Genomic DNA, 25,836 nt, shown 5'->3' with positions numbered 1-25,836 from the left:
CCGGCCCTTCGGGGTCAGCGGGGGCGGGCCGACCGCTTTTTCAGGGCGCGCACTTCGCGGTGGCGGGGGCCGAGGACGGACTTCAGGTGCGCCAGGGCCCGCTCCAGCAGGACATCCGCCGCCGGCCCCTCCCCGAGGACGGTCCTCGCGTATTCGTAGGCTTCCGCGTACACGGCGGCCGCGCGCGAGGGGTCGCCGTCGCTCAAGTGGATCTGCGCCAGTGTCCCGAGCACCCGCAGGGCGGCGGAGTCGGCGGGCCTCCCGGTGGCACGTCGCAGGTCCAGGGAGTGCCGCAGCAGCGAGAGCGCCTCGGCCGTGTCGCCCGCCTCCAGCCGCGCGTACGCGAGTCGGTCCAGCGCGTCCAGGGTCTCCGGATGGTCCTCTCCCAGCGTCCGCACCCGGCCGTGATGGGCCTTGGAGCGGAGCGCGATCTCCCGGCCGTCCCCGGCGTCCACGGCGTTGGCGAGCCGGTCGTAGGACTTCAGGGTCTCGGGGTCGTTCTCCGTCAGCACCCTGAGGCGAGCGGTGAGGGCGCGTTCGTAGAGGGCCGCCTGCTTGTGCCGGGCGCCGCCGGCACCGTACGCCGCCGCGAGGGAGTCGACGGTCAGGAGCGTGTCCGGATGGTCTTCCCCCAGCGCCGGTTCCCTGACGGAGAGCACGTGCTCCAGCAGCGGGACCGCCCGTGCCGCGTCCCCGTGGCTCAGCCAGGCCTCGGCCAGTGACTGCCGCACGGCGAGTGTGTACGGGTGGAGCTCCCCGAAGAGGGCGGTACCGCGGGCCAGTACCTCGTCGTACAACTCGACGGCATGACCGGTCATGTCGGCGCGCGCGTACCACGAGGCAAGGTCGGACAGGGCCGTGAACGTGCGGGGGTGGTCCAGGCCGTGCAGCCGCCGGCAGTCCAGCGCCACCTGCTCCAGGAGCTCCGTCGCATGGGGCATGTCGCCGGCCGCCCCGTGAGCGAAGGCCAGCTCCGTGCGCACGGCGAGCGTGTGCGGGGCGTCGTCGCCGTAGATCCGCCGACAGGCGGCGGCCGTCTGTTCGTACAGGGCGACGGCGGCGCCGGGCTCCCCCGCCGCCAGGTGGGCGTCGGCGAGCCGTGCCCGCATCGTCAGGGTCTTCGGGTGGTCGTCGCCGAGGACGCGGCCGGCGATGTGGCACACCTCGCGCAGTTCGCTCACGGCGTGGTCCGGCTCTCCCGACAGGTGGTGGGTGACGGCGAGTTCCGCCCTCAGCTCCAGGACGTCGGGATCTTCCTCGCCGCGCCCCTTCGCGCGCAGCGCGTCCAGGACGTTCTCGTACTGGCGGATCGCCCGGATCGTCGTGCCGTTCGCGCGGTACGCGCCCGCGAGCTGCGCCGCCACCGCGAGCGTCTTCGGCGCCTGGGGGCCGGACATCCTCTCGCGGTCGCGCACCGCCCGCCACAAGAAGGCCACGGCCTTCTCCGATTCGCCCTGGGACAGCAGGAATCGGGCCGAACGCGTCAGGAGCGAGACGAAGTGGCGGTTGTCGTCCACGGACCTGCCGTGTTCGAGCAGGGCGTCGATGTGCGGCAGCAACTGCCGCCAGCGGGGCCAGGTCCGGGGGTCCTCCACCTCCTGCGGGAGCGCGTTCCGGAGGCAGAGGGCCGCCGTGAGCCGGGCGTCGTCGATCATCCTCGGACTACGGACGCGGTGATCGTCGTCCGGGGTACGCGCCTCGGCGGCGACCAGGACGGGCAGGACCACCGCGTCGGAGGAGAGCTGGATCAGCTCGCGGGCGGCCAGGAAATCCAGGGCGTGGAGACCGTCGCGCCCGGACGCCGCGGGGGGCAGCAGGTCACGGGGGACGGGCTCCGGGCCGTACCAGGCGAGGACCAGGAGGATCCGGCCCGCCACGGTGTCGGCGGCGACGGCGCGCAGCCGCGCCCTGATGCCGTCCTCGCCGCTCAGGTCTTCACCGACCTCCAGCATGGCCGGCTCCGTCCGGTACCGGTCGGCGGAGCCGGTTGTCCCGCCGAGGTACATCCCGGCGTTCACCACGGCGAGCGGCAGCCGGCCGAGTTCTTCGCACAGGACGTCCGCGCCGGGCACCGCTCTGCCCGCGTACTCGTTCAACAGCGCGACGGCCTCGTCCAGTTCGGGTACGCGCAGCTCCACCGGCTCGGCGATGCCTTCCCAGCCGTCGGCGGCCCGACTGGTGATCAGGACGGCGCCGCCCGTGCCGAGGCGCGGCAGGAGGTCGGATACGTCGGCCGGGTCCCCCACCCCGTCGAGAACCAGGGTCCAGCCCCAGTGGCCGAACAGCCACCGCACGGCCCATTCCGCGCCTCCTCCCCCGGCGAAGGCATCGGGCGCGGACGGCTGCAAGGCGCGGGTGAGGCCCGAAAGGCCGTCGGCGATCGACGCGCGCGACTCTGCCGTCACCCACCACACGGGGCCGGGCAGGTCACCGGCGGCCACTCCCCTCGCCCACACGGCTGCCAGCGCCGACTTGCCGACGCCCGCCGGGCCGTGGACGACGATCGCTCGCCGAGGGCTGTGGGGAGAGTCCATGGGAAGCAACTCGAGGTCGAGGCGGCGGCGTTCACTGTCCCTGCCGATGAAACGCGCGGGCTCCGGGACATTCGTGAGCCCCGGCGGACTCGTCACCGAGCCGACCGGACGGAACTCGCCGGACGCGACGAACTCGTTGATCGCGGGGAACTCGCTGGGCGGCCACGGCACCTCCACGCCCCCGGCGGGCACCCCCGGCACGGCCCCGTCCCGGGGCTCCTCCACCGGCCGCTTCGCCACCCGGATCGCCCGCCCCCGCAGCAGCCCCAACGCCTCCTCGCTGACCAGCGCGAACGGCTGTGCCGCCGGGCCGAGGCCACGGCTCCCGGTGCCCTGCGCCACCTCCACCACGGCCCGGAAGGCGCGGCTCGCCGAACCCGCCCTGGCCTCGATCTCCTCACCGAGGCGCCCCAGGAGGTCGGCCACCGCCAGCGATTCGGGGCGGGGCAGGGTCTCCAGAAGGGCGGTTCTCGCACCCGGCACGAAGTCGTAGAGGCCGCGCTCCGCGTCGACGGGCTCCAGGAGGCCGCTCAGCAGGATCTCGGCCAGGTCGCTGGGGCGTGAACCGGGCGTGACCCGCTGCTGGATCAGCCGCATCACCGGCAGCGCGGGCACCGAAAGCGCGACGTGCGCCGCCAGGTCCGCCGCCGTGGGCGAGGCCGCGGCCTGGAAGCGCAGGACGCGTTCGGTGATCGGCAGGTCGCCCTCGGCGGTGAGCGGGCGGCCGGGGGGAGCGGGCGCGCAGCTGACATACGTGACCGCCGTGTCCCGGCGGTGGTCACCGGAGGCGGTCACCAGCCCGGCCCAGTCGGCCAGCCACTCCGGGGCCAGTTCGAGGACCGGCACGGGGAGCGCGTCGGCCGCCGGGAGCCGCACGCGGCCGTCGTGCGGGGTGAAGCGCAGCACCGTGTTGGGGGCGCCGGCGCGGGAGGCGATCGCCCTGCCGGGGACGGCGGGGGCGGCGGTGCGGCGCCACAGGCGTTCCGGGAGCGGCTGGAGGATCGCCGTGGGGCCGCGCCGCGCCCACAGGTGCAGGGCGGGGGCCGCGTGGCCGGCCCACCAGTGCGGGCCCGAGCAGTCGCTGAGGACCAGGGTGACCTGGCGGCCCGTGGCGTCGACGAGGGCCGCCGGGTCGCGCGCCGGACCGCCGGGCGAGGACCGGACGCCGACGCGCCCGCCGAGGTCGGTCAGCTGCCACACGCGTACGTCGCGGAACGCGCCGGTGCGCTGCATCGCCTCCCGCAGCTCGCGGACGAGGGGGCGCCATACCGTCATGGCCGGGCCCGTGTCGGCGACCAGCGCCAGGCTCAGGAGGCGGTCGGTGGCGGGGACCATGACGGGGGCCCAGGGGCGCGGCCGGGGGTGGCGGGAGGCTCGCTCGGCGGTGGCCCGCTCGTCCAGGGTACGGCGGTGCCGGTCGGGGACGCGCTGCTTGAGGGGGCGCAGGGCACGCTGGATCGCGAGTTCGTGGCGCAGGGCCTGCGGGGCGGGGACGAGGACTTCGTCGGCGTCGCTGCCGGGGTGCGGGCCGCCTCGCGGGACGTGCAGGGCGGCACGGGGCGCGCCGCTGTCCGTGTCGTCGTGCCCGTCGTCGTCCCCGCCGTCGTGCCCGTCGTCGGCTCCGCTCCCGTCCGGGGCGACCGGGCAGGACGCGAAGTCCGCGCTCCGCGCCAGGGCGGAGTCGAGGGCACCGGCCGTGCCCCGGAGACCGAACGGCCCCCGGGCGTCCCGGCGTTCCCCTCGGCCCTCGCCCCGCCCCTCGGCGTCCTCGCCGGGCGGCAGCCGCTCCGCGAGCCACAGCATCTCCGCCAGCTCCAGCGGCGTGACCGGCGGCCCAAGGGCCTCCAAGGCATCCCGCAGCCGGTCAATCGCCATCGGCGCCTGCCACCTCGCCGCTCAGGAAGGGCATCACCTGGTCCGCCAACTCCCGCACGGTCTGGGGCTGTTCGCTGAAGGAGGCGTGGTGGCACATGTAGATGGCGTTCAGGAGCTGGTCGTTGGCGAGCAGGCCGCTGGTACGCCGCTCGAAGAAGCGCTGGATGATCTCCTGGGCGGCGGCGGGAAGCGCTGCGTCCTCCTCGCCGCCGATCACCGGGCCGAGGTGCCCGCGGACGATCGCGGTCAGCTCCCCGATGCTTGCCGGCTGCTTCAGGTCCACGGTCACGCACCGGCGCAGGAAGGCGGGCGGGAACTCGCGCTCGCCGTTGCTCGTCATGACGACGAGCGGGAAGGCCCGGCAGGTGACCGTGCCATCGCGGATTTCGACGCGTTCAGTGGTGCTGTCGGCCGTCATCACCTTGGCGGTGGGGGCCGCGCGGCGGGCCAGCTCGACGAGTTCGTACGACCCCTTCTCGAAGATGGTGAGGAGGTCGTTGGGCAGGTCGATGTCGCTCTTGTCGATCTCGTCGACGAGCAGGACGCGGGGGCGGTCGTAGGGAAGCAGCGCCGTGCCGAGCGGGCCAAGGCGCAGGTAGTCGCCGATGTCGTCGTCCTTCGCCCCGGCACCCGCGTGGCGGGCGCGGTCGGCGGCGTACAGGCGGGTCAGCGGGTCGTACTCGTAGAGGCCGTCGCGCAGGGTGACGCGGCTGGTGATGGGCCAGTGCAGGACCTTGCCGAGGCGCAGCTCGTGGGCCACGGCATAGGCGAGGGAGGACTTGCCGGTGCCGGGGGCGCCCGTGACGAGGAGCGGCCTGCGGAGGTAGAGCGCGGCGTTGACCTGGCGGACGGCGTCCGTGCCGGGGCGGTAACTGGTGGCGGCGTGGGCGTTTCCGCAGTCGCCGGGCGGGGTGCGCAGGGGCGGGCCGCCCGTGAAGGTGCGCCAGGGGGGTGGGGCGGGGAGGCGGTCGATGCCGTCGTGCGGGACGCGGCTTCCCGAGTAGATCTGCCAGGACGTCTCGGTCATCTCAGCCACTTCCACTTCCGCTTCCGCTTCCCGTGCTCGTGCTCTGCGTACCAGTGGTATGCGCCGCGCCCGCGGCATGTGCCGTACGTGTTCCGCTCGCGCTCGCCGTACCCGCCGCGAGTGGTGGGTCCGCCCTGCCCTCCGCGCCGTCCCAGAACAGGGTCAGCCGGTGTCCGCAGTGCTCGGCGTCGCCCTTGTCCGGCGAGCGGGCCTCCTTGCGCAGCCGCATGACCTCGTGGGGCAGCCGGGCCGGGTCCAGCGAGGCGACCGCCTCCGTGATCCGGTCCAGGAACTTCTCGGGCGCGCAGTGCGCGTGATTCCCCTCGCCATTCCCCACCCCGCAGTCGCGGCGCCGCCACAGCATGATGGGCACGCCGGTGTCGAGCGCCGCGGAGAGCCAGTCGGGGGCCGGTGTCGCGGCGTACGCGAGGGCGCACAGCTGGTCGTCGGCGTCGAGCCAGTCGTGGAACTCCTCGTAGCCGTAGGGCAGTCCGCACTCCACACGCCGGGGGCGGGTCTCACCACGGGCGCGGACGGTGGCCCAGCGGCGCCCGGCCAGATGGGAGGCGAGGAGCGGCTCCAGGCGGTCCAGGTGGCGGACCACCACGGGCACCATGCGCATGGGGCGGGGGCGTGCGGCGCCCGGTTCGCGGATCTGCCACTCCTCGAAGGGCTCGCTCATCAGGCCCTCCGGGACGACGAACTCCAGCATCCAGTCTACGCCGTGGACGCCGCCGATCTGCTCGGCGAGCAACGCCTCGGTCTTCGTGCGCAGATGCTGGCGGCGGACCCTGACGGGCCCCGCCCTGCCGACGGGCACGCCGTCGACCACCGTCGACACGGAGAGGTCGATGGCGCCCCCGCGGGTCATGGACTGGGCGCGGAACACGACGGAGCCGGTGGGCGGGGCCGCCGGGCGCGCGGCGGGCCCGGCGTGGGCGGCCTCGTCGTACCGCTCGGGCATCCAGCGCCGCAGCCACGGGCCGGCGTCCACACCGGCGGCGCCCGTGCGGCCCAGCTCGCGCAGCAGCCGCGACAGCCGCTCCTCGCCGGTCAGTTCCTCGCCGACGTACCGGATGGCGTGCCAGGCGGAGTGGAAGGCGGGCAGCGGGCGGCGGAAGGTGGGGAAGGCGCGGCGGACGGTCAGCTCCAGGGTGCCGGGGTCGAGGCGTACGCCGTCGAACAGGGCCCGCAGTTCGCGGCGCGGCATGTCCGGCAGCCAGTCCAGCGGCAGCAGGTCGTCCAGGGCTTCCCAGTGGCGGCGGATGGTGTCAAGCGGCAGCATCCGGCCGATGTAGCCCTCCTGGTCGCCGTCGAGCAGCGCGTCGGTGACGATGCCGACGACGAGGCGGCTGCCCGGGTCATAGACGGCGGCGCCGCTGAACCCCTCGCCGAGGCGCTGGAGGTGGGCCTGTTCCACGTCGATCTCCAGCCACTCCTGGCCGAGCAGCCGGTCGGCGCTGGTGCGCAGGGTGACGTGCGTGCCGTCCTTCTCGTGGCCGAACGGGAAGCCGAGGGCGCGCAGTTCGCGGGTGCCCTGTCCCTCGCGCGGGCGCAGCAGGTCGAGGGGCGCGAAGGCGCACGGCGGTACGCCCACGGGTTCGCCGAGCTCCACGACGGCCACATCGCCGCGGTCGCCGAGGCACCGCCAGTCCCCGGTCCACGCCACGGCCGCGGGCAGCGCCTCGGCGACGCCGGGCAGCGTCACGGAGACCTCCGTCAGCCCGTCGACGACGTGGGCGCAGGTGATGAGCCGCGCGCCGTCGACGAGCACGCCCGCGCCTCGCGGGACGCCGTCGGCCGTGGCGATGCGGGCCCGCCAGTGCATGCCCGCCATTATTCGCCTTGCGCGTCCTGTCGTACGTCTCGCTGCACGCCTTGCCGTACGTCCTCCCGTACGCCTTGCTGTACGTCCTGACGCACGCCCGACTGGGCGGGGAGGCCGGCCTGCGGCTCCTGACGCTCGCGTGACCAGGTGAGCCGGACCGTCAGATGCCCCTCGGCCGACGTCTTGGCGATGACGGCGCCCGCGGCCGCGGTGAGCTTGACGCCGAACTCCAACTCGATCGCGTCGGGGTCGAGTGCACGCTCCCGGAAGGTCCGCAGCGCGGAGAGCGCGGCACCACGCACATGCCCCAACGCCGACTCGAACCGCCCCTCCACGTCGTGCACCTCGCCGCTGTCCCCACGTCGCGACACCGACCTGAACCCCGGGTCCCGGGAGTCGACCTCGACCACGACGGGTCCTTCGTCGGACTCCCAGCGGATCAGGTCGGTCACGGTGGCTCCCTCGCTCACTCGGCCGGCACGGACGCACGGCGCTCGCGACGAACTTACGTCAACCGGCCGCGCCGCACAGGCCGGTTGACGGAACAGCGAGCGTCGGGAAGGGAGCGGGGAGCAGCGGCCTCAGGCGTCCTTGACCGCTACATGCACCGTCTGCGCCGCCAGCAGGAACAGATCCGGGCGGTGGTGCAGGCTCTGCGGGTCGTCCTTGTCCAGGAGGCGGTCGAGGGTGGTGAAGTCGTCGGGGGTCAGGCGGTCGTCGTGCATCTCCCGGCGGCGGGTGAACTCCTCCACGATGTGGGCGCGGGCGTCCTCGGAGAGCGGGGCCGGCAGGTCGAGGAGGAAGGTGCGCGTGGCCGTGTGGCGCAGGCCCGCGTCGGTCAGGAGTGCCGGCCAGTTCTCCGCCGCGTCCTTCGAGTCCGGCAGGCCGGCGCGCATGCCGGCGAACCACTCCTCGTCGGAGGCCTCCAGGCGGGAGAGGAGCCCGGGACGGCCGAAGCCGATGTCGCGCGGGAGGTAGCGGGCGTTGAGGCCGCCCTCCAGAAGGGCGATCGCGCCGCCCGGTGCGAGGCGGTCGGCGAGGGCCGCGAGCGCGGCGCCCTGGTCACCGACGTGGTGCAGGGACCTGCACAGCCACAGCAGGTCGGCGGTCGGTACGTCGTCGATGGCGTCCGGGAGCGCCGCGCGCACCGTGTCGAAGCGGTCGGTCAGGCCCTCCCGGGCGGCGCGGTCGCGTGCCCGCTCCAGGAGGGGCTCCTCCGGGTCCGCCGCGACGATCCGCGCCTCGGGGAAGGCCTCGGCCAGCAGGAAGGAGACGGCGCCGGGGCCGCTGCCGACGTCGACGACGACTCCGGGGTCCGGGGTCCACCGGCGCAGCCAGGCCGCCATCTCGCCGTACATGGGCGCGGCGATGCGCGCGTACCGCTCCAGCATGACGCCCATGGCGGCCCAGTCCATGTCGTGGTCCTCGCCATGACCATGACCATGACCGTGGCCGTGGCCCTCTCCGTGCGCGTGGCCGTGCCCCTGCGCCTGCCCGTGCCCGTGGTGGTGCCCCATCGCTGTGCCGCCTTCCGGTTCCGCTGCTGTCGTCGTCGTGACAGGGACCAGCCTGCTCCCGCTTCCGGTTTCGGGCCAGCGACGTTGCCGTTTCCGCAAAAGGTGGCAGGGCGTGCGCCCGCCTGCCGTCAGCCCCGCTTCCGGAAGGCGCGCAGGGTGAACCGGGGGTCCGGGCGCCGTACGTCCTGGTCAGGGAGCGTCGCGAGCCCGGCGGCCAGCCGCGCGGCCAGGGGGCCGTCGGGCGGGAGCTGCGTGAACCAGCCCCGGTGGATGTCGTCGACCGTGGAGCGGGGCGAGCGGCCCTGGCCGTGGCCGGTGAACCCGGCGCGGCCCGCGGGCGCCATGCCGTGCTCGGCGGCGTACACCTCGACGGCCGGCCCGCGGTCGACGGCGGGGCGCACCGGGCGCGGGGCGAGCACGGTGTCGATGTCGCTGCCCACGTCGTGCGAGGCGGCCTTGTCGACGGTGGTGACGTAGACCCCGCCGGGCCGCAGCACCCGAGCGCACTCCCCGACGACCGACGACGCCTCCTCGGGGCCGGACAGCAGATGCAGCAGCCACACCGTGCTGACGGCGTCGAACGCCCCGTCGGGGAAGGGCAGCCGGCGGCTGTCACCGAGCACGACGGCGCCCGGTACCCGGTCCGCCGCCATCCGCACCATGCGGTGGGCCGCGTCCACGCCCGTCACGCGCAGGCCGTCGCGGGCGGCCAGGCGCCGCGTGACGAGGCCGGTGCCGCAGGCGACGTCGAGCAGGGTGCGGGCCTCGGAGGGTATGAGACCGAGGACGGCGGCCGCCGCGGCCCGCGCGCGGGGTTCGCCGCCGCGCGAGGCGTCGTAGCGGTCGGCCTCTTTGCTGTAGTCCAGCATGCCGGTGCTCACTCGGCGCCGTGAGCGGGCGCCAACTCCTCGACGCGGCGGGCGAGTTCGAAGTCCAGGGCGGTGAGTGCGCCGCCCGCGCTGTGCGTGTGCACGGACAGCGTGACGGTGTGGTAGCCGAGCGTCAGGTCGGAGTGGTGGTCGAGCTCGTCCTGCGTCCGCGCGATGTGCACGACCAGGCCGGTCGCCGCGAAGTGCGAACCGAGCCGGTACGACCGGGTGAGCTTGCCGCCGTCGAGGGACCAGCCGGGCAGTTCGCCGAGGCGGTCCTCGATCTCCTTCTGCGAGAGCGGTTCGGAGGTCATGGTCAGGGCTCCTTCCACGGAATCACCTCACCTTGCCACAACGCGTTTCGATTACCGTCTAGGTATGACAACCGCCGCGCCCGCCAAGGGGAACACCAAAGGCAAGGCCAGGGGCACCGTTAAGGAGAACGCCACGGGAGTCGGCCCGCTGCTGCGCGGCTGGCGCGAGCGGCGCCGGGTCAGCCAGCTGGAGCTGGCCCTGCGCGCCGACTCCTCCGCCCGGCACATCAGCTTCATCGAGACGGGCAGGTCCCGCCCGAGCGAGGAGCTCGTCCTGCGCCTCGCCGACCACCTCGACGTACCGGTGCGGGACCGCAACTCGCTGCTCCTGGCGGCGGGTTACGCCCCGCGCTTTCGCGAGACGCCGCTTGCGGATCCGTCGATGGGCACGCTGCGCGAGGGCCTCGAACAGCTCCTGACCGGCTATGAGCCCTATCCGGCGCTGGTCGTCGACGCGCGGTACGACGTGATCGCGGCCAACCGCGGCATCGCGATGTTCCTCGAAGGCGTCCCGGAGCACGTCCTCACGCCGCCGCTGAACGCGATGCGGCTGACCCTCCACCCCGAGGGTCTCGCCCCGAAGATCCGCAACCTGCGGGAGTGGCGCGGCCATCTGCTGCACCAGATGGAGCGGCAGATCGCGTTGCAGCGCTCGGACGGCCTGCGGGCGGTGTACGAGGAGGTGGCCGCGTATCCGGTGGCGGATCCGGGGGTGGACGCCTTCGAGGCGGGGACGGACGTGCCGTATTTCGCGCTGCCGCTGCGGGTCGAGCACGACGGGCAGATCCTGTCCTTCATCTCGTCGATCTCGACGTTCAACACCCCGATGGACGTGACCGTCGCCGAGCTGGCCATCGAGACGCTGCTCCCGGCCGACCCGGCGACGGTCAAGTACCTCCAGACCCGCATGGCCTAGGGCCTTCTGACCATTCCCGGCGTCGCCCGGAGGGCGGCCTCGCGGCGTCAGGTGCGTGCTCTCGGCGTGCCGGGCGTAGGGCCTCGTACTGGATGTACTTGGCCCTGCGCCCGGTGCGGCGAGTGGGGGCACCCCCTGCTCGAAGAGCTCGGGGGAGCGTGCATGGCGTCGCGAGGCAGGCGGGAACTGTCAGACAGGCCCTAGCGGCCGGGAGCCTCGGGGGCGTCCCGGCCGCCGGGCGGCTCAGTCCCGCGGCGCCCGCAGCGCCGCGTACTGCAGGGCGGCGAAGCCGCCGACGGTGAGGGCCTGGAGCGGGATCCAGACCGCGCCGGCCGTGCTGGGCGAGAGCCAGACGACGAGGGCGACGACGCTGAGCAGCGCCCAGGCGGCGTTGCCCTCGATCACCGCTCGCACGCCGAGCGTCGGCGGGCTCTTGCGGGCGGCGAGGTAGCCGACGCCCGCGCCGTAGAGGGTGAGGAAGACGCCGAGCCCGAGCAGCAGCCCGGAGTCGACGCCGAGGAAGCGTCCGAGGGGCCCTGAGGCGGCGACGTACGCGAGGCCGTTGCCGGCGGTCACCACCGCGTCGAGGCCGAGGAAGCGGCGCAGCATCGTGGTCGGGTCGGTGGTGCGGGCCAGGGCGGTGAGCTGGTAGGTCGTCATGGCGGGCTGCCTCCAGGCGCGGGGACGGGCGGGCTTCGGTGGGCGGATCAGGGACCGCGGTACGCGGCCCGTTCCGTTGACACCACTGTGTCGCCCCCGCGCCGCCCGGTCGATTACGTCCCAGGTAATGCCGCTCCCGGCCCCGGCCAGTGCCGCCCCCGGCACCGCGTCATGCCGCCCCCCCGGCCCCCGGTCGCGCACACCCCCGCCCCCGCAACCCATACGGCGGCGGCCGAAGGGTGCCGCGCCGCCCTCGCCCCTAGGTTCGTTGAAAGGCAGACCTAGGGAGCTCCACGGTGACAGAGACGACCGAGCCCGCCGCCGCCCTGCTGCGGGCGGGGAAGTTCTTCCGGCGCGGCACCACCGCCCCCGACCTGCACAGTGTCGCGCTGACCGGGGGCCGCGACGCGGACGCCTTCTACCGGGACCGCTGGAGCCACGACAAGGTCGTGAACTCCACGCACGGCGTGAACTGCACCGGCTCGTGCCGCTGGAAGGTGTACGTCAAGGACGGCATCATCACGTGGGAGTCGCAGGCGACGGACTACCCGAGCGTCGGTCCGGACCGCCCCGAGTACGAGCCGCGCGGCTGTCCCCGGGGCGCCGCGTTCTCCTGGTACACGTACTCCCCCACCCGCGTCCGCTACCCCTATCTGCGCGGGGTCCTCCTGGAGATGTACCGGGAGGCCAAGGCGCGCCTGAGGGATCCGGTGCTGGCCTGGGCGGACATCCAGGGCGACCCGGAGCGCCGCCGCCGGTACCAACAGGCGCGCGGCAAGGGCGGGTTGGTGCGGGCGAGCTGGGACGAGGCGGTCGAGATCATCGCGGCCGCGCACGTGCACACGATCAAGACGTACGGCCCTGACCGGGTGGCCGGCTTCTCGCCGATCCCCGCGATGTCGATGGTGTCGCATGCCGCCGGGGCCCGTTTCATGGGGCTGATCGGCGCGCCGATGCTCTCCTTCTACGACTGGTACGCGGACCTTCCGGTGGCCTCGCCGCAGGTGTTCGGCGACCAGACCGACGTACCGGAGTCGGGTGACTGGTGGGACGCCGCGTATCTGATGATGTGGGGTTCCAATGTGCCGGTGACGCGGACGCCCGACGCGCACTGGATGGCCGAGGCCCGCTATCGGGGGCAGAAGGTCGTGGTCGTCGCGCCGGACTACGCCGACAACGCCAAGTTCGCCGACGAGTGGCTGCACCCGCACCCGGGCACGGACGGCGCGCTCGCCATCGCCATGGGGCACGTCGTCCTCAAGGAGTTCTTCGTCGAGCGGCCGACGGACTTCTTCACCGAGTACGTCCGCACGTACACCGACCTGCCCTTCCTGGTGACGCTGACCGAACGCGACGGCGCGTACGTGCCCTCGAAGTTCCTGCGCGCCACCGACCTCGGCGAGGACGGTGAGGGCGGCGACTGGAAGACGGCGGTGCTCGACGAGAACACCGGCCGGCCGGCCGTGCCCAACGGCTCGCTCGGCTTCCGCTGGACCGAGTCCGGCAAGGGCAAGTGGAACCTCGACCTCGGCGACATCAAGCCGCTCCTGTCGCTGCACGGCTCGCCGGTCGCGGCGGGCGTCGAGGTGCTGCTGCCCCGCTTCGACACCGAGGGCGGCGCGCACGGCCAGGGGCGCGGTGAGGTGCTGCGGCGCGGGGTGCCCGCGACGCGGCTCGGCGGGCAGGACGGGCCGCTGGTCACCACCGTCTTCGACCTGCTCCTCGCGCAGTACGGCGTCGGGCGCGACGGGCTGCCGGGCACGTGGCCCTCCTCGTACGACGACGCGGACGCGCCCGGTACACCCGCCTGGCAGGAGGCGCACACCTCCGTGCCCGCCGCCAAGTGCGTGAAGATCGCCCGGGAGTTCGCCGCGACGGCGGAGAAGTCGCGCGGGCGCTGCATGATCCTGATGGGCGCGGGCACGAACCACTGGTTCCACTCCGAGACGATCTACCGCGCCTTCCTCGCACTGCTCCAGCTGACGGGCTGCCAGGGCCGTAACGGGGGCGGCTGGGCGCACTACGTCGGGCAGGAGAAGTGCCGCCCGGTGACCGGCTGGGCGACGCTGGCGGGCGGCATCGACTGGAGCAGGCCGCCGCGGCAGATGATCGGCACCGCCTACTGGTTCCTCAACACCGACCAGTGGCGCTATGACAAGTTCGCCGCCGACGTGCTCGCCTCACCGCTGGGCGAGGGCCGCTTCGCGGGGATGACGGGGGCCGACTGCCTGGCCCTGTCGGCGCGCTCCGGCTGGATGCCGTCGTACCCGACGTTCGACCGCAACCCCCTGGACCTCGCGGAGACGACGGACGACCCGGTGGCCAATGTCGTCGGCGAACTCAAGGCGGGCACCCTCAAGTTCGCCTGCGAGGACCCGGACGCCCCGGAGAACTGGCCGCGTGTGCTGACCCTGTGGCGCGCCAACCTCCTCGGCTCGTCCGCGAAGGGCGCCGAGTACTTCACGAAGCATCTGCTGGGTACGCACTCGTCGCTGCGCGCCGAGGAGGCGGCACCGAACGAGCGGCCCTCGACGGTCACTTGGCGTGACGAGGCCCCGGAGGGCAAGCTCGACCTCCTCGTCTCCCTCGACTTCCGGCAGACGTCCTCCACGCTGCTCTCCGACGTCGTGCTGCCCGCCGCGACGTGGTACGAGAAGCACGACCTGTCGACGACGGACATGCACCCCTACGTGCACTCCTTCACCCCGGCGGTCGACCCGCCGTGGCAGGCGCGCACCGACTTCGACACGTTCCGCGAGATCGCGGACCGGCTGAGCGAACTGGCGGTGGACCATCTCGGCGTCCGCAGGGACCTCGTCGCCACCGCGCTCCAGCACGACACGCCGGGTGAGACGGCGCAGCCCGGCGGGGTCGTCCTGGACTGGCGCGAGGGCGAGTGCGAGCCGGTCCCGGGGCGGACCATGCCGAACCTCGCGGTCGTGGAACGCGACTACACGGCGATCGGCGCGAAGTTCGCCGCGCTCGGACCGCTCGTGGAGCAACTGGGCCTGCCCGCCAAGGGCATCGCCCTGCACCCCGACAGGGAGGTCGAGGAGCTGAAGGAGCGCAACGGCGTGGTGCTCGGCGGGCCCGCCGACGGCCGCCCCGCGCTGAACACCGCCGTGAAGGCGGCCAACGCCATCCTCGCGCTGTCCGGCACGACGAACGGACGCCTGGCCACGCAGGGTTTCCACACCCTGGAGGAGCGCACCGGCCAGGAGATGGCGCACCTGGCCGCCGAGCACGAGGGCAAGCGCATCACGTACGCCGACACGCAGGCCGCGCCCGTGCCGGTGATCACCTCGCCGGAGTGGTCGGGCAGCGAGTCGGGCGGGCGCCGCTACACCGCGTTCACACTCAACACGGAGCATCTGAAGCCGTGGCACACCCTGACCGGACGCCAGCACTTCTTCATCGACCACGACTGGATGCACGAGCTGGGCGAGGCGATGCCCGTCTACCGGCCGCCCCTGGACATGAACCGCCTCTTCGGCGAGCCGCGACTCGGCCCCGACGGGGAAAGGGAGGTGACGGTCCGTTACCTCACGCCGCACAACAAGTGGTCGATCCACTCCGAGTACCAGGACAACCTGTTCATGCTGTCGCTCTCGCGCGGCGGGCAGTCCATCTGGATGGCGCCGCAGGACGCGGACGCGATCGGCGTACGGGACAACGACTGGATCGAGGCGGTGAACCGCAACGGCGTCGTGGTGGCACGCGCGATCGTCTCGCACCGCATGCCGGCCGGCACGGTCTACATGCACCACGCGCAGGAACGCACGGTGAACGTACCGAAGACGGAGACCACCGGAAAGCGCGGCGGCATCCACAACTCCCTGACCCGCCTCATCCTCAAGCCGTCCCATCTCATCGGCGGCTACGCGCAGTTGTCATGGGCGTTCAACTACCTCGGTCCGACGGGGAACCAGCGCGACGAGGTCACCGTCATCCGCCGCCGCGCCCAGGAGGTGACGTACTGATGCGCGTCATGGCACAGATCGCGATGGTCATGAACCTCGACAAGTGCATCGGCTGCCATACGTGTTCGGTCACGTGCAAGCAGGCGTGGACCAACCGGGACGGCATGGAGTACGTCTGGTTCAACAACGTCGAGACCCGCCCCGGCCAGGGATATCCGCGCCGCTACGAGGACCAGGAGAAGTGGCGCGGCGGCTGGGAGCTGAACAGGCGCGGCGCCCTGAAGCTGAAGAACGGCGGCCGGATCAAGTCGCTCCTGGAGATCTTCTCCAACCCCAAGTTGCCCGAGATCAAGGACTACTACGAACCCTGGACGTACGAGTACCGCAACCTCACCGACGCCCCGCTCGGTGACGACTACCCGGTGGCCGAGCCGCGCTCCCTGATCAGCGGCAAGCCGATGAAGATCGAGTGGTCGTCGAACTGGGACGACAACCTCGGCGGCGCGACCGAGCACGGCCACCTGGACCCGATGGTCGCCAAGACCCGCCAACAGGCTTCCGAAAAGGTGAAGTTCGCCTTCGAGCAGACCTTCATGTTCTATCTGCCGCGCATCTGCGAGCACTGCCTGAACCCGTCGTGCGTGGCGTCCTGCCCGTCGGGGGCGATGTACAAGCGCGAGGAGGACGGCATCGTCCTCGTCGACCAGGACCACTGCCGGGGCTGGCGCAAGTGCGTGACCGGCTGCCCGTACAAGAAGGTCTACTTCAACCACCGCACCGGCAAGGCCGAGAAGTGCACGATGTGCTACCCACGCGTCGAGGTGGGCCTGCCCACCGTCTGCTCGGAGACATGCGTGGGCCGCCTGCGCTACCTCGGGGTGATCCTGTACGACGCCGACAAGGTGACGGCGGCGGCCTCCGAACCGGACGAACACAGGCTGTACCAAGCCCAGTTGGACGTCTTCCTTGATCCAGCCGACCCCGAGGTGCGCCGCGCGGCCGAGCGGGCCGGCATCTCCCACGACTGGATCGAGGCGGCGCGCCGCTCCCCCGTGCACGCCCTGATCAGCACGTACAAGGTGGCGCTCCCGCTGCATCCGGAGTACCGCACGATGCCGATGGTCTGGTACATCCCGCCGCTGTCGCCGGTGGTGGACGCGCTGACGGAGACCGGGCACGACGGCGAGGACGCGGCGAACCTCTTCGGCGCCATCGACACCCTGCGCATCCCCCTCGAATACCTCGCGGAGATCTTCACCGCCGGGGACGTCGGCCCGGTGCGGTCCAGCCTGGAGAAGCTGGCCGCGATGCGGGCGCACATGCGGGCCATCAACCTCGGTGACACGCCGGACGGTGACGTGGCGCGCTCGGTCGGGATGTCCGGTCCCCAGGTCGAGGAGATGTACCGCCTGCTGGCCATCGCCAAGTACGAGGACCGGTACGTCATCCCGACCGCCGCGGTCGGTGACGCGCGGCGCCTGGAGGAGTCGGCGGTCCCCGACACGTGCAGCCTCGACCACCAGGACGGTCCGGGAATGGGCGGCGACGGCCCGTTCGGCCAAGACTCCGGCAGCCGCCGGAACCTGCCGCTGGTCACCCTGGAGAACTTCCACGCGCTGCGGGCCCGCCAGACCGCCGACGAACAGCCGAGCGCGGCCGAGAAGGCCAACGCGGCCAAGGAGGACGACAGTGACTGAGCACGCGGTGCTCCACCAGGCCGCGGCGCTCTGCCTCGGCTATCCCGACGACGAGTTCCACGAGCGGCTGCCCCTGCTGCGCGCCGCCGCTCCCCCGCAGCTCGCCGACTTCCTGACGTACGCCACGACCACCGCGCCCCAGGAGCTGGCGGCGCACTACGTACGGGTCTTCGACTTCAAGAACCGGCACAGCCTGTACCTGAGCTGGTGGCGGGACGGCGACACCCGGCGGCGCGGCATGGCCCTGGTCCGCTTCAAGGAGGTCTACCGCGAGCACGGCCTGGAGTTCACCGGCGAGGAGCTGCCGGACTTCCTGCCCGCGGTCCTTGAGTTCTCCGCGCGGGCGGGGCCCGTGCTGCTGCTGGAGCACCGCAGCGGCCTGGAGCTGCTACGGCTCGCGCTGCGCGAGCACGGCACGCCGTACGCGGGCGTGCTGGAGGCGGTGTGCGCGAGCCTTCCGGGCCCCACCCCCAAGGACCGCGCGGAGGCGCTCGCGCTGGCCCGCTCGGGGCCGCCACGCGAGGACGTGGGCCTCGTACCGTTCACACCCTTCGCATCCTCCTCATCCTCCGCACCCTCCGCACTCATCGGGGAACACTGATGAAAACGCTGCTCTGGGGCGCCCTTCCCTACATCGCCTTCGTCCTGCTCGTCGCGGGCACCATCTGGCGCTACCGCTACGACAAGTTCGGCTGGACGACCCGCTCCTCGCAGGTCTACGAGTCCAAGCTCCTGAACATCGCCTCGCCGATGTTCCACTACGGGATCCTCTTCGTGCTCGTCGGCCACCTGGTGGGCCTGTTCCTCCCCGAGTCGTGGACGGACAAGGTGGGCGTCAGCGAGCACACGTACCACCTGTTCTCGCTGTACGGCGGCACCGCGGCCGGTGTCCTGCTCGTCCTCGGCATCCTGCTGCTGCTCTACCGGCGGCGGACCAACACCCCGGTGTTCCGGGCGACGACCGCGAACGACAAGCTCATGTACCTGGTGCTGTTCGCGGCGATCGTGCTCGGCATGGTCGCCAAGCTGATGCACACCTCCGGCGACGGCTACAACTACCGCGATTCCATCGCGCCTTGGGCCCGCAGCCTCTTCACGCTCCGGCCCGACATCGACGCGATGACGGGCGTGCCGCTGATGTACGAGATCCACGCGGTGGTCGGGATGGTGCTCTTCGCCCTGGTGCCGTTCACCCGCCTGATCCACATGTTCAGCGCGCCGCTCCAGTACCTCTTCCGGCCCTACGTGGTCTACCGCGCCCGGGACCAGGAGCGGATCGGGGCGCGGCCGGAGCGGCGCGGCTGGGAACGGACGGGGTCCTAGGCGGTTCTCGGAATACGTCGCCGCCCCGCGTGGATGCGCGTGCGGACGCCCGGGCCCGGACCGCTGGTCCACTGCTCCTGCGCGACGGAGAGCGACTATTGCAGCGGCTCCTGGCGACGCGGGGGCCGCACCATCGTGCAGAAAGGCAGGCGCCCTCGATCCAGGGGGCCATCGGATGCGTACACCCAGGGGACAAGCGTAGATTCGTAAGAGCGTGGCGCGCGCCATCCGGACAGGCCGGAAATAGAATGGAGCACCGTCATGACCGAATCGTACGACGCGTCCGAGGAACTCCTGATGCTCACTGTCGAGCCAGGACAAATGGAAGCGACCCTGAGGGCACTGGCGGACGCCGGAATGGTGCGCACCAGTGGCCAGAGCACGGGAACCAGTTGTTCGAAGTCGGGGCCCGGCTGGACGTGTGGCGACCGCGATCAGGACCAGACCTGACCGAAAAAAAGGGGGGGCTCACCAACGATGTCAGCAGAGATCCGGCCCCGTCCGGCAAGAACGGAAGATGCTCGCGAGCATCCCGGCGAACGCCCCATCCCCTTTACCTTGCGTGTAGCCGTCGAATGGATCGAATTCAAGGACTTTGACGAACTGTCGGAAGGCACGGGCTATTTCATGAAGCGCGCACGCCTGACCGGATCCTTGAACGTCACTTCCCATGGCCAGGATGTCGAGTTCTCAGATCTGAGTTGCACGCGTTGATTCTGATCGTATCCAATCCAGAACTGGACGGGCACGTCAAGCCTGTCACCTCCGAGCTCTCCCGCAGAGGCGTGGAATGGACGGTGTACGACCCCGCGAAGTTCCCGGGGAGTTCCCGCGTCGCCATCGAGACCACCAGGACAGGCGTGCGAGCGTTTCTTGCCCGCGACGACGGTGACTTCCTCGACCTCTCGGACGTCACGGCGGTCTGGCATCGGCGACCGGGTGATTTCGAGCTTTCAGACCTGTTGCTGCCCGAGGAGAGGGAATGGGTGCGCAATGAGTGCGCTCACCTGATCCGCAGCCTGTGGGGAGGTGGCTTCCTGCGCGGCTGGGTGAGTGATCCGGAGGCCGTGAGAAGGTCTTCCGTCAAGGTGACGCAACTCAGGATCGCCGGCGACATGGGCTTCCTCATCCCCCGCTTCACCATTACGAACGACGTGGAAAAGGCCTCTGCCTTCATTTCCGCGTGCAGCCAGGGCGTCATCGTCAAGGTGCTTGCCGACCCGGGGATTCTGTACCCGAATCGAGCAGGTACGATCTACACTCACCTGGTCACGGACGCCGACATGAGTGAGATTCGGTCAGTCCGCTTCGGGCCCACCTACCTGCAAGAATTCATCCCGAAAGCGATGGACATCCGCGTTACCGTCATGGGGCACGATGTCTTCGCGGTGGGTATTTCCTCTCAGGGGGTACGGGAGTCACGGGTGGACTTTCGTCGAGCGCCCGCCTACACACTCCCCCACGAGCCGGTGGAACTGCCGCAAGACGTCAGCTCGCTCTGCGTCCGGCTCGTGCGGCACCTCGGACTGCATTTCGGCGCCATCGACCTCGTGCTGACCCCCGACCACGAATATGTTTTTCTTGAGATCAATCCCAACGGACAGTGGTACTGGCTCGAAGAGGTGACAGGGATTCCACTGACTGCGGCGCTGTGTGATCTCCTGATCGCGCAAGGAAGCGGGACAGGCCGGTGAGCTTTGGCGGCATTCCCGCTCGCCAAGGACTGCGTTGCGCACAGAGGATCAGTCCGCGATGCCCTGCTCGACATCGCCGAAGTACATCCTCAGCTTGCCGCCCGACTCCGTGATCCACACCTGGGTCACGTCGAGAACCGGTGAACCCTCCTGGAGGCACCGGAGGTGGTCGGCGACCGCATCCGGCAGAGCGATGACCTGCGTGCCGACCGGAATCCGGACGTGCTCGACGGGGTCAGGCGGAAGGGGCGTCCTCTTCGGCGGGCCGGCTCTGGAAGTCATGCACGTCCTTCCGGGGTGATCCGCCGGGCCGGTAGACGATGACCGGGCAGACGGCGCAGGCACCCACGCCTTCCTGGGCGAACCACCGGCAGTCGGCCCGGATGGCGCACCGCGGCAGGCCCCGGTCCGTTGCTTCCAGCCCCGTAGCGGCCCTGGCACCGATCAAGCGGCCGACGAGAGAACACTTCCTACCACTCCAGTGCTCACAGCCGGCCTGGCGGCATGTATCGGCGAACCGGAACCGCGATTCGGGGTCACCGTGTTTCTTGGAGGCCTCCGAGAACGCCTCATCGACAGTGAGCGGAGGCCGCAGGTACCCGAGGCGCCCGTCCTCTCCCAGCACGGCGATGAGCACCGCGCCCTCGTGGCACGTCGAGCTGGGGCAGGTGGCGCCTCGCGCTGCCGCCGTGGGGAGGGGTGGCGAGCCTGAACCGGCATCCGGGCCGGGCATTCAGGCCTTCGCCTTCCTCACTCGGATGCCCTGCGTGTGGCCCGGCCCTCCCAGCGACTCCACGGCCATGCCCTCTCCGAGCAGGTCGGTGGCACGGCCGTGGAGGTCGATGGTGGCCAACTCGGTGAGTACCGCCTTTCGGATGGCCGCGTCGATGGCCCGCACCACTTCGTCAGGCACATCGATCCCATCGATGTCGACCTGGAACCTCTGACCCTTGCTCGGCATGCTGAACGTCTCCTTCTCCCCCGGTCCGCGCTCTCGACGAAGGTCGAGGAGCATGCGACCGGTGGTGACCGCTTCCGGTCAGCTGAACATCGTGCTGGGCGCAGCGCCACTGATTGCGCGCGCACGGGTGACGCTCCCGCCCGCTCGGCTGAACACCCCGAGCCGTTACCGCCACGCCCTTCCACCACGGCTGCCGAGACGCGCCTAGTCCGTCCTGCCCCGTGCATTGCCGTGCTTGTCGTCCTCGTCCACGATCTCCGCGTCCACCACGCCCTCCTCGGTGGTGGATGCCGTGGCCGCCCCTTGCTGTGCGTCGCCGCCGGAGGCCGCGTACATCGCCTGGCCCATCTTCTGGCTGACCGCCGCCAGCTTCTCGGTGCCGGCGCGCAGGGCCGCCGTGTCGTCGGAGCGGTCCTTGAGGAGGCCCTTCACCTCGGCGACGGCGGCCTCCACTTCGGCCTTGGTCTCCGCGGGAATCCGGGCGCCGCCACCGTCACCGCCGTCGCCGCTGCCACCGCTGTCCCGCAGGAACCGCTCCGTCTGGTAGACGAGCTGCTCGGCCTGGTTGCGGGTCTCGGCCGCCTCGCGCCGCCTGCGGTCCTCCTCCGCGTGCTGCTCGGCCTCCTGGACCATGCGGTTGATGTCGTCCTTGGGCAGCGCGGAGCCGCCGGTGACCGTCATGCGCTGCTCGCGGCCGGTCGCCTCGTCCTTCGCCGAGACGTGCATGATCCCGTTGGCGTCGATGTCGAAGGTGACCTCGATCTTGGGGACACCGCGCGGGGCCGGCGGCAGCCCGGTCAGGTCGAAGACGCCGAGCTTCTTGTTGTACGCGGCGATCTCCCGCTCGCCCTGGAAGACCTGGATGCCGACCGAGGGCTGGTTGTCCTCGGCGGTGGAGAACGTCTCCGAACGCCGGGTGGGAATCGTGGTGTTGCGCTCGATCAGCTTGGTCATGATGCCGCCCTTGGTCTCGATGCCGAGGGAGAGCGGGGTCACGTCGAGCAGCAGCACGTCCTTGACGTCGCCGCGGATGACACCGGCCTGGAGGGCCGCGCCGAGGGCCACCACCTCGTCGGGGTTGACGCCCTTGTGGGGGTCCTTGCCGGTGAGTTCCCTGACCAGCTCGGTCACCGCGGGCATCCGGGTCGAGCCGCCCACCAGGATCACGTGGTCGATGGCGGACAGCTTGACGCCCGCGTCCTTGACGGCCTGGTGGAAGGGTTCCTTGCAGCGGTCGAGCAGGTCGGACGTCAGCTCCTGGAACTGGGCCCGCGTCAGCTTCTCGGCCAGGTGCAGGGGGCCTTCCGAGGAGGCGGTGATGTAGGGGAGGTTGATGTCCGTCTCACTCGACGAGGACAGCTCGATCTTCGCCTTCTCGGCGCCCTCGCGCAGCCGCTGGACCGCCATCTTGTCCTTGCCGAGGTCCACGCCGTGCGCGTTCTTGAACTGCCGTACCAGGTATTCGACGATCCGCTGGTCCCAGTCGTCGCCGCCGAGCCGGGTGTCGCCGTTGGTGGCCTTCACCTCGATGACGCCCTCGCCCATCTCCAGAAGCGATACGTCGAAGGTGCCGCCGCCCAGGTCGAAGACGAGGACGGTCTGGTCCTCGCCCTTGTCCAGGCCGTACGCGAGGGCCGCCGCCGTCGGTTCGTTGACGATGCGCAGGACGTTGAGGCCCGCGATCTCGCCGGCCTCCTTGGTGGCCTGGCGCTGCGTGTCGTCGAAGTACGCGGGGACGGTGACCACCGCGTCGGTGACGTCCTCGCCGAGGTAGGACTCGGCGTCCCGCTTGAGTTTCTGCAGGACGCGCGCGGAGAGTTCCTGCGCGGTGTAGCGGGTGCCGTCCACGGAGCCGCTCTCCGGGAAGCGCCAGCCCCCGTCGCCCATGTGGCGTTTGACGGAGCGTGCGGTGCGCTCCACGTTGGTGACCGCCTGCCGTTTGGCGACCTCGCCCACCAGGACGTCGCCGTTCTTCGCGAAGGCGACGACCGAGGGGGTGGTGCGCGCGCCCTCCGCGTTGGCGACGACGGTGGGCTCACCGCCCTCCAGTACGGCCACCACTGAGTTCGTCGTCCCGAGATCGATCCCGACCGCTCGTGCCATGGTCCAGTCCCTTCCGCCGCGAGCTCACGTCCCCCGTGTCCAGGTCTACTCCGTCTTCCATCACAAAACTTGAGCGGTCTCTTGTCAATGCCGCACGTGACGATGCCGCCATCCCGGAGCGGGGCGGCGGCATCGGCCGTGGGCGCCGTCGCGTCAGGCCAGCTTGGCCGTGAGCGTGATCGTCGTACCCGTCAGCGCCTGGCTCACCGGGCAGTTGGCCTTGGCGTCCTCGGCGGCGGCGACGAAGGTGTCCTCGTCGATGCCCGGCACGGTGCCCTCGACCGTGAGGTGGATGCCGGTGATGCCCGTGCCCGGCTGGAAGGTGACGTCGGCCGAGGTGGTGAGGCGGCTCGGCGGGGTGCCGGCGCCGGTGAGGCCGTGCGACAGGGCCATGGAGAAGCAGCTGGAGTGGGCGGCGGCGATCAGCTCCTCCGGGCTGGTCTTGCCGTTCGCCTGCTCGGCGCGGGCGGGCCAGGACACCGCCTGCTCCCCGATGCCCGAGGAGTCGAAGGTGACGGTGCCCGAGCCCTCCATCAGAGAGCCTTCCCAGACCGTGTGCGCGGAGCGCGTGGTTGCCACGATGCAGTTCCCTTCAGTGCGGTTCCGTGATCGGAGGTTCCGTTGCCACCATCCGATCACACTCGGGGCGCGAACGGGGCGCGGGGCGGCTCCGGAAGCGGGCGCGGGCGCCGGTCCTCGGGAGTACGCGGCGCGTTCCGGGGCACTCGCGGTCTCGTCACGCACGACTGGAACGCGACCTCCAAGGAGTGTGGCCATGTCGGCTTACGGAAGTCCGTCAGCGACTTCTTCCGGGTCCCGCACGAACGGCCTCGCGGTGGCCGGACTCGTCTGCGGCATCGTCGGACTGTTCTTTCTCAGCATCATCCTGGGACCGCTCGCGATCATCTTCGGTGCGGTCGCCCTGCGTCAGAAGACCGGCAGCGGCGGCATGGCGAAGGCCGCCGTCATCCTGGGCGTCATCGACGTGATCCTGTTCATCGTCCTGATGGTGCTCGCCGCGTCCGGCGAGTTCAGCTGGTACGTCGGCGGCTGACCGAAACCCATCACCCGGCCGGATCCCCGACGGAGGTGGAGGCCACCGCCGGCCTCCACCTCCGCCGCGCTCCGGCACCACGGCGGCCCGGCGGCCCGGCGGCCCGGCGGCCCGGCGCAACCGTGGCGGCCTTTCGCGTGTCCAAGTACTGAGTGCCGGCAGGAGATGCGGCCGGCCACGGGGGACGCGAGCCATGCGGAAGCACTCGGTCGTCCGGCGCGTCACGCGGATCTCACTCCGGTGGGACGACGCGCTCAACGGCTCCCACCTCGTGACGATGACGCTTCTCCTCCACGTCGTCGACGACCTCGTCGAAGGGGTACGGAACCGCTGGTCGGCCGCGCTGGCCGCGGGGGCCGTACTGTGGGTCGCAGCCACGCCGAGCCAAGCCCGCCGGTGGCGCCGATGGGCAGACGGCCAGGAAGGTTCGACTAGGTTCTGCCTCTCCGATCATGGTCGGAGAGAGAGATGCTGCGGCGTAACGGTGCCGAGGTGGACCTGTCAGCCCTTGTCGTAGTGCGTTGCGACGGCTCCCTGGATCAGGGGCCGGGGTCGAAACCGGCCTTGCCCTCAACCGCAGTTGAGGTTCTAGCTTAGTGATCATGACGAACGTGAGCACCTCGCAGAACGGCACCACAAATAGCCCGCAGAAAGGCACCACCGCACCCGACCAACGGCCCATCGCCCTCGTCGCCTGGCAGGTCACCGAGGCGATCCTGCGGCACACGCAGGCCGCCCTGGCGCGCATCGACCTGACCCAGCCCCAATGGTGGGCGCTCAACAACATCGTCCGGGCCGAGCACGGCCTGACCAGGGAAGAAATTCGTGCCCTGGACGTGCCGTACGGACTGGGCACCGAGGTGATGGCCCTCGGCGCCGATGCGCTCGTGTACCGGGGCTGGCTCACCGGTGGCGCGGACGGCCGACTGACCCTCACGGACCAGGGCCGCGCGGGCCTCGCGACGGCGAAGGAGCACATGGCCCGAGTACGCGCGGAACTCGTCGGTGACATCACGGAGGAGGAGTACGCGGCGACGGTATCCGTGCTCCAGCGCGTCACCGACAACCTCACCTGAGCCGTTTCTCTCCGATCATGTGCGGGACCTGGCCGACCGCGCCGGAGGCCGGACAGCGTCAGCGCTGACCGGGCCCCATGCAACGGCGTCATCCGTGCCTACCTGCGACGCCGAGGCATCGGGCACGTGATTCCGGAGAAGAGCGACAGCCGGGCCGTCCGTCTGCGCAAAGGCTCCATCGGCGGGCGGCCTGCGGCCTTCACCCCGGCACCGTTACCGCCGCAGCACTCCTCATCTGGCTGCGATCATGATCGGAGAGACAGAACCCAGCTGTCGCGTTTCGATGCCGGGAGCCCCGGGGCGAAAACGGGCCGCGCGGGGCCCGGCGGTCCCCCGCGAGGTGTTCGAGCGGGGCACGCAGGTACGCGTCCGCCGATACGAACAAGGCCCTGTGCGCCGCCTCGCCACAGAGGCCGCTGAGGTGCGGGAACAGGTCCGTTGCGGGAGGCCTATGGCCGGAATCCCAAC

Annotated in this window: 22 protein-coding genes and 1 pseudogene; 11 read left to right on the top strand and 12 right to left on the bottom strand. The window is 71.3% G+C overall.

The genetic code is table 11. The features are described 5' to 3' along the window. Positions 1-14: 14 nt before the first annotated feature. From KKZ08_RS33255 to KKZ08_RS33225, 7 genes are all read right to left on the bottom strand, one after another. Complete coding sequence (locus tag KKZ08_RS33255) at positions 15-4,409, bottom strand: SAV_2336 N-terminal domain-related protein (RefSeq protein ID WP_223777957.1); 4,395 nt, start codon at positions 4,407-4,409, stop codon at positions 15-17. Further along, complete coding sequence (locus KKZ08_RS33250; RefSeq protein ID WP_223779286.1) at positions 4,399-5,436, bottom strand: MoxR family ATPase; 1,038 nt, start codon at positions 5,434-5,436, stop codon at positions 4,399-4,401. The genes KKZ08_RS33255 and KKZ08_RS33250 overlap by 11 nt, the downstream gene beginning before the upstream one ends. A 1-nt stretch (position 5,437) precedes the next feature. Beyond that, positions 5,438-7,264, bottom strand: a complete 1,827-nt coding sequence (locus tag KKZ08_RS33245) for a trypsin-like peptidase domain-containing protein (RefSeq protein ID WP_223777956.1) — start codon at positions 7,262-7,264, stop codon at positions 5,438-5,440. 8 nt (positions 7,265-7,272) lie between these two features. Next, complete coding sequence (locus KKZ08_RS33240; protein WP_223777955.1) at positions 7,273-7,716, bottom strand: CU044_2847 family protein; 444 nt, start codon at positions 7,714-7,716, stop codon at positions 7,273-7,275. Positions 7,717-7,845: 129 nt separating this feature from the next. Further along, positions 7,846-8,781, bottom strand: coding sequence for a class I SAM-dependent methyltransferase (locus tag KKZ08_RS33235; protein ID WP_223777954.1), 936 nt, complete (start codon positions 8,779-8,781; stop codon positions 7,846-7,848). Between the two features lie 128 nt (positions 8,782-8,909). Then, positions 8,910-9,650: a class I SAM-dependent methyltransferase gene (locus tag KKZ08_RS33230; protein WP_223777953.1), complete on the bottom strand. Its 741-nt coding sequence runs from the start codon at positions 9,648-9,650 to the stop codon at positions 8,910-8,912. Positions 9,651-9,658: 8 nt separating this feature from the next. Then, positions 9,659-9,964: a 4a-hydroxytetrahydrobiopterin dehydratase gene (locus tag KKZ08_RS33225; RefSeq protein ID WP_223777952.1), complete on the bottom strand. Its 306-nt coding sequence runs from the start codon at positions 9,962-9,964 to the stop codon at positions 9,659-9,661. A 64-nt stretch (positions 9,965-10,028) separates the two neighbouring features. Between KKZ08_RS33225 and KKZ08_RS33220 the strand changes: the two genes are divergently transcribed. Then, the gene (locus KKZ08_RS33220) at positions 10,029-10,880 is read left to right on the top strand and encodes a helix-turn-helix transcriptional regulator (RefSeq protein ID WP_223777951.1); all 852 of its coding nucleotides are present in this window, start codon (positions 10,029-10,031) and stop codon (positions 10,878-10,880) included. 243 nt (positions 10,881-11,123) lie between these two features. On the opposite strand, the gene KKZ08_RS33215 is transcribed toward KKZ08_RS33220, so the two are convergent. Next, positions 11,124-11,540 (bottom strand): hypothetical protein, encoded by a 417-nt coding sequence (locus KKZ08_RS33215; protein ID WP_223777950.1) that lies wholly within the window; start codon positions 11,538-11,540, stop codon positions 11,124-11,126. 296 nt (positions 11,541-11,836) lie between these two features. Between KKZ08_RS33215 and KKZ08_RS33210 the strand changes: the two genes are divergently transcribed. From KKZ08_RS33210 to KKZ08_RS33180, 7 genes are all read left to right on the top strand, one after another. Continuing rightward, entirely contained in the window at positions 11,837-15,520 is a 3,684-nt protein-coding gene (locus KKZ08_RS33210; RefSeq protein ID WP_223777949.1) for a nitrate reductase subunit alpha, read from the top strand. Further along, entirely contained in the window at positions 15,520-17,157 is a 1,638-nt protein-coding gene (gene narH, locus KKZ08_RS33205; RefSeq protein WP_223777948.1) for a nitrate reductase subunit beta, read from the top strand. Before KKZ08_RS33210 ends, narH begins: the two co-directional genes overlap by 1 nt. After that, positions 17,150-17,758 (top strand): nitrate reductase molybdenum cofactor assembly chaperone, encoded by a 609-nt coding sequence (narJ, locus tag KKZ08_RS33200; protein ID WP_223777947.1) that lies wholly within the window; start codon positions 17,150-17,152, stop codon positions 17,756-17,758. Before narH ends, narJ begins: the two co-directional genes overlap by 8 nt. Further along, complete coding sequence (gene narI, locus KKZ08_RS33195) at positions 17,758-18,480, top strand: respiratory nitrate reductase subunit gamma (protein ID WP_223777946.1); 723 nt, start codon at positions 17,758-17,760, stop codon at positions 18,478-18,480. The genes narJ and narI overlap by 1 nt, the downstream gene beginning before the upstream one ends. A 261-nt stretch (positions 18,481-18,741) precedes the next feature. After that, complete coding sequence (locus tag KKZ08_RS33190) at positions 18,742-18,930, top strand: hypothetical protein (RefSeq protein ID WP_223777945.1); 189 nt, start codon at positions 18,742-18,744, stop codon at positions 18,928-18,930. Between the two features lie 27 nt (positions 18,931-18,957). Continuing rightward, a complete protein-coding gene (locus KKZ08_RS33185) occupies positions 18,958-19,194 on the top strand; it encodes a hypothetical protein (protein ID WP_223777944.1) in 237 nt (78 codons plus the stop codon). Next, positions 19,191-20,174, top strand: a complete 984-nt coding sequence (locus tag KKZ08_RS33180) for an MvdC/MvdD family ATP grasp protein (RefSeq protein ID WP_223777943.1) — start codon at positions 19,191-19,193, stop codon at positions 20,172-20,174. The genes KKZ08_RS33185 and KKZ08_RS33180 overlap by 4 nt, the downstream gene beginning before the upstream one ends. 48 nt (positions 20,175-20,222) lie before the next feature. Here the strand turns inward: KKZ08_RS33180 and KKZ08_RS33175 are convergent, their stop codons facing one another. The 4 genes from KKZ08_RS33175 to KKZ08_RS33160 all read right to left on the bottom strand — a co-directional run bounded on the left by KKZ08_RS33175 (position 20,223) and on the right by KKZ08_RS33160 (position 23,817). Then, positions 20,223-20,456 (bottom strand): hypothetical protein, encoded by a 234-nt coding sequence (locus KKZ08_RS33175; protein WP_223777942.1) that lies wholly within the window; start codon positions 20,454-20,456, stop codon positions 20,223-20,225. Positions 20,457-20,907: 451 nt separating this feature from the next. Next, positions 20,908-21,189, bottom strand: coding sequence for a hypothetical protein (locus KKZ08_RS33170; protein ID WP_223777941.1), 282 nt, complete (start codon positions 21,187-21,189; stop codon positions 20,908-20,910). 150 nt (positions 21,190-21,339) lie between these two features. After that, on the bottom strand, positions 21,340-23,238 hold the full coding sequence (gene dnaK, locus KKZ08_RS33165) for a molecular chaperone DnaK (protein ID WP_223777940.1): 1,899 nt from the start codon (positions 23,236-23,238) through the stop codon (positions 21,340-21,342). Between the two features lie 153 nt (positions 23,239-23,391). Then, positions 23,392-23,817, bottom strand: a complete 426-nt coding sequence (locus KKZ08_RS33160) for an OsmC family protein (protein WP_223777939.1) — start codon at positions 23,815-23,817, stop codon at positions 23,392-23,394. Between the two features lie 196 nt (positions 23,818-24,013). Here KKZ08_RS33160 and KKZ08_RS33155 point away from each other — a divergent pair, with 196 nt between their 5' ends. From KKZ08_RS33155 to KKZ08_RS33145, 3 genes and pseudogenes are all read left to right on the top strand, one after another. Then, positions 24,014-24,292, top strand: coding sequence for a DUF4190 domain-containing protein (locus tag KKZ08_RS33155; protein ID WP_223777938.1), 279 nt, complete (start codon positions 24,014-24,016; stop codon positions 24,290-24,292). Between the two features lie 602 nt (positions 24,293-24,894). Next, positions 24,895-25,368, top strand: a complete 474-nt coding sequence (locus tag KKZ08_RS33150; protein WP_223777937.1) for a MarR family winged helix-turn-helix transcriptional regulator — start codon at positions 24,895-24,897, stop codon at positions 25,366-25,368. Between the two features lie 24 nt (positions 25,369-25,392). Continuing rightward, positions 25,393-25,569 (top strand): annotated as a pseudogene (locus tag KKZ08_RS33145) (IS5/IS1182 family transposase); the annotation flags it as partial. Between the last annotated feature and the right edge of the window lie 267 nt (positions 25,570-25,836).

This window comes from Streptomyces sp. 135, assembly GCF_020026305.1.
Lineage (GTDB): Bacteria > Actinomycetota > Actinomycetes > Streptomycetales > Streptomycetaceae > Streptomyces.
The sequence above is the reverse complement of the archived record's forward strand: the minus strand, read 5'-3'. Positions and strand labels throughout refer to the sequence as shown.

Bases quoted from the DNA above. Each gene is read 5' to 3' on its own strand.
- KKZ08_RS33255 (WP_223777957.1), bottom strand. From the start codon at position 4,409: ATGGCGATTGACCGGCTGCGGGATGCCTTGGAGGCCCTTGGGCCGCCG.
- KKZ08_RS33250 (WP_223779286.1), bottom strand. From the start codon at position 5,436: ATGACCGAGACGTCCTGGCAGATCTACTCGGGAAGCCGCGTCCCGCAC.
- KKZ08_RS33245 (WP_223777956.1), bottom strand. From the start codon at position 7,264: ATGCACTGGCGGGCCCGCATCGCCACGGCCGACGGCGTCCCGCGAGGC.
- KKZ08_RS33235 (WP_223777954.1), bottom strand. From the start codon at position 8,781: ATGGGGCACCACCACGGGCACGGGCAGGCGCAGGGGCACGGCCACGCG.
- KKZ08_RS33230 (WP_223777953.1), bottom strand. From the start codon at position 9,650: ATGCTGGACTACAGCAAAGAGGCCGACCGCTACGACGCCTCGCGCGGC.
- KKZ08_RS33225 (WP_223777952.1), bottom strand. From the start codon at position 9,964: ATGACCTCCGAACCGCTCTCGCAGAAGGAGATCGAGGACCGCCTCGGC.
- KKZ08_RS33220 (WP_223777951.1), top strand. From the start codon at position 10,029: ATGACAACCGCCGCGCCCGCCAAGGGGAACACCAAAGGCAAGGCCAGG.
- KKZ08_RS33215 (WP_223777950.1), bottom strand. From the start codon at position 11,540: ATGACGACCTACCAGCTCACCGCCCTGGCCCGCACCACCGACCCGACC.
- narH (WP_223777948.1), top strand. From the start codon at position 15,520: ATGCGCGTCATGGCACAGATCGCGATGGTCATGAACCTCGACAAGTGC.
- narI (WP_223777946.1), top strand. From the start codon at position 17,758: ATGAAAACGCTGCTCTGGGGCGCCCTTCCCTACATCGCCTTCGTCCTG.
- KKZ08_RS33190 (WP_223777945.1), top strand. From the start codon at position 18,742: ATGACCGAATCGTACGACGCGTCCGAGGAACTCCTGATGCTCACTGTC.
- KKZ08_RS33185 (WP_223777944.1), top strand. From the start codon at position 18,958: ATGTCAGCAGAGATCCGGCCCCGTCCGGCAAGAACGGAAGATGCTCGC.
- KKZ08_RS33175 (WP_223777942.1), bottom strand. From the start codon at position 20,456: ATGACTTCCAGAGCCGGCCCGCCGAAGAGGACGCCCCTTCCGCCTGAC.
- KKZ08_RS33170 (WP_223777941.1), bottom strand. From the start codon at position 21,189: ATGCTCCTCGACCTTCGTCGAGAGCGCGGACCGGGGGAGAAGGAGACG.
- dnaK (WP_223777940.1), bottom strand. From the start codon at position 23,238: ATGGCACGAGCGGTCGGGATCGATCTCGGGACGACGAACTCAGTGGTG.
- KKZ08_RS33155 (WP_223777938.1), top strand. From the start codon at position 24,014: ATGTCGGCTTACGGAAGTCCGTCAGCGACTTCTTCCGGGTCCCGCACG.
- KKZ08_RS33150 (WP_223777937.1), top strand. From the start codon at position 24,895: ATGACGAACGTGAGCACCTCGCAGAACGGCACCACAAATAGCCCGCAG.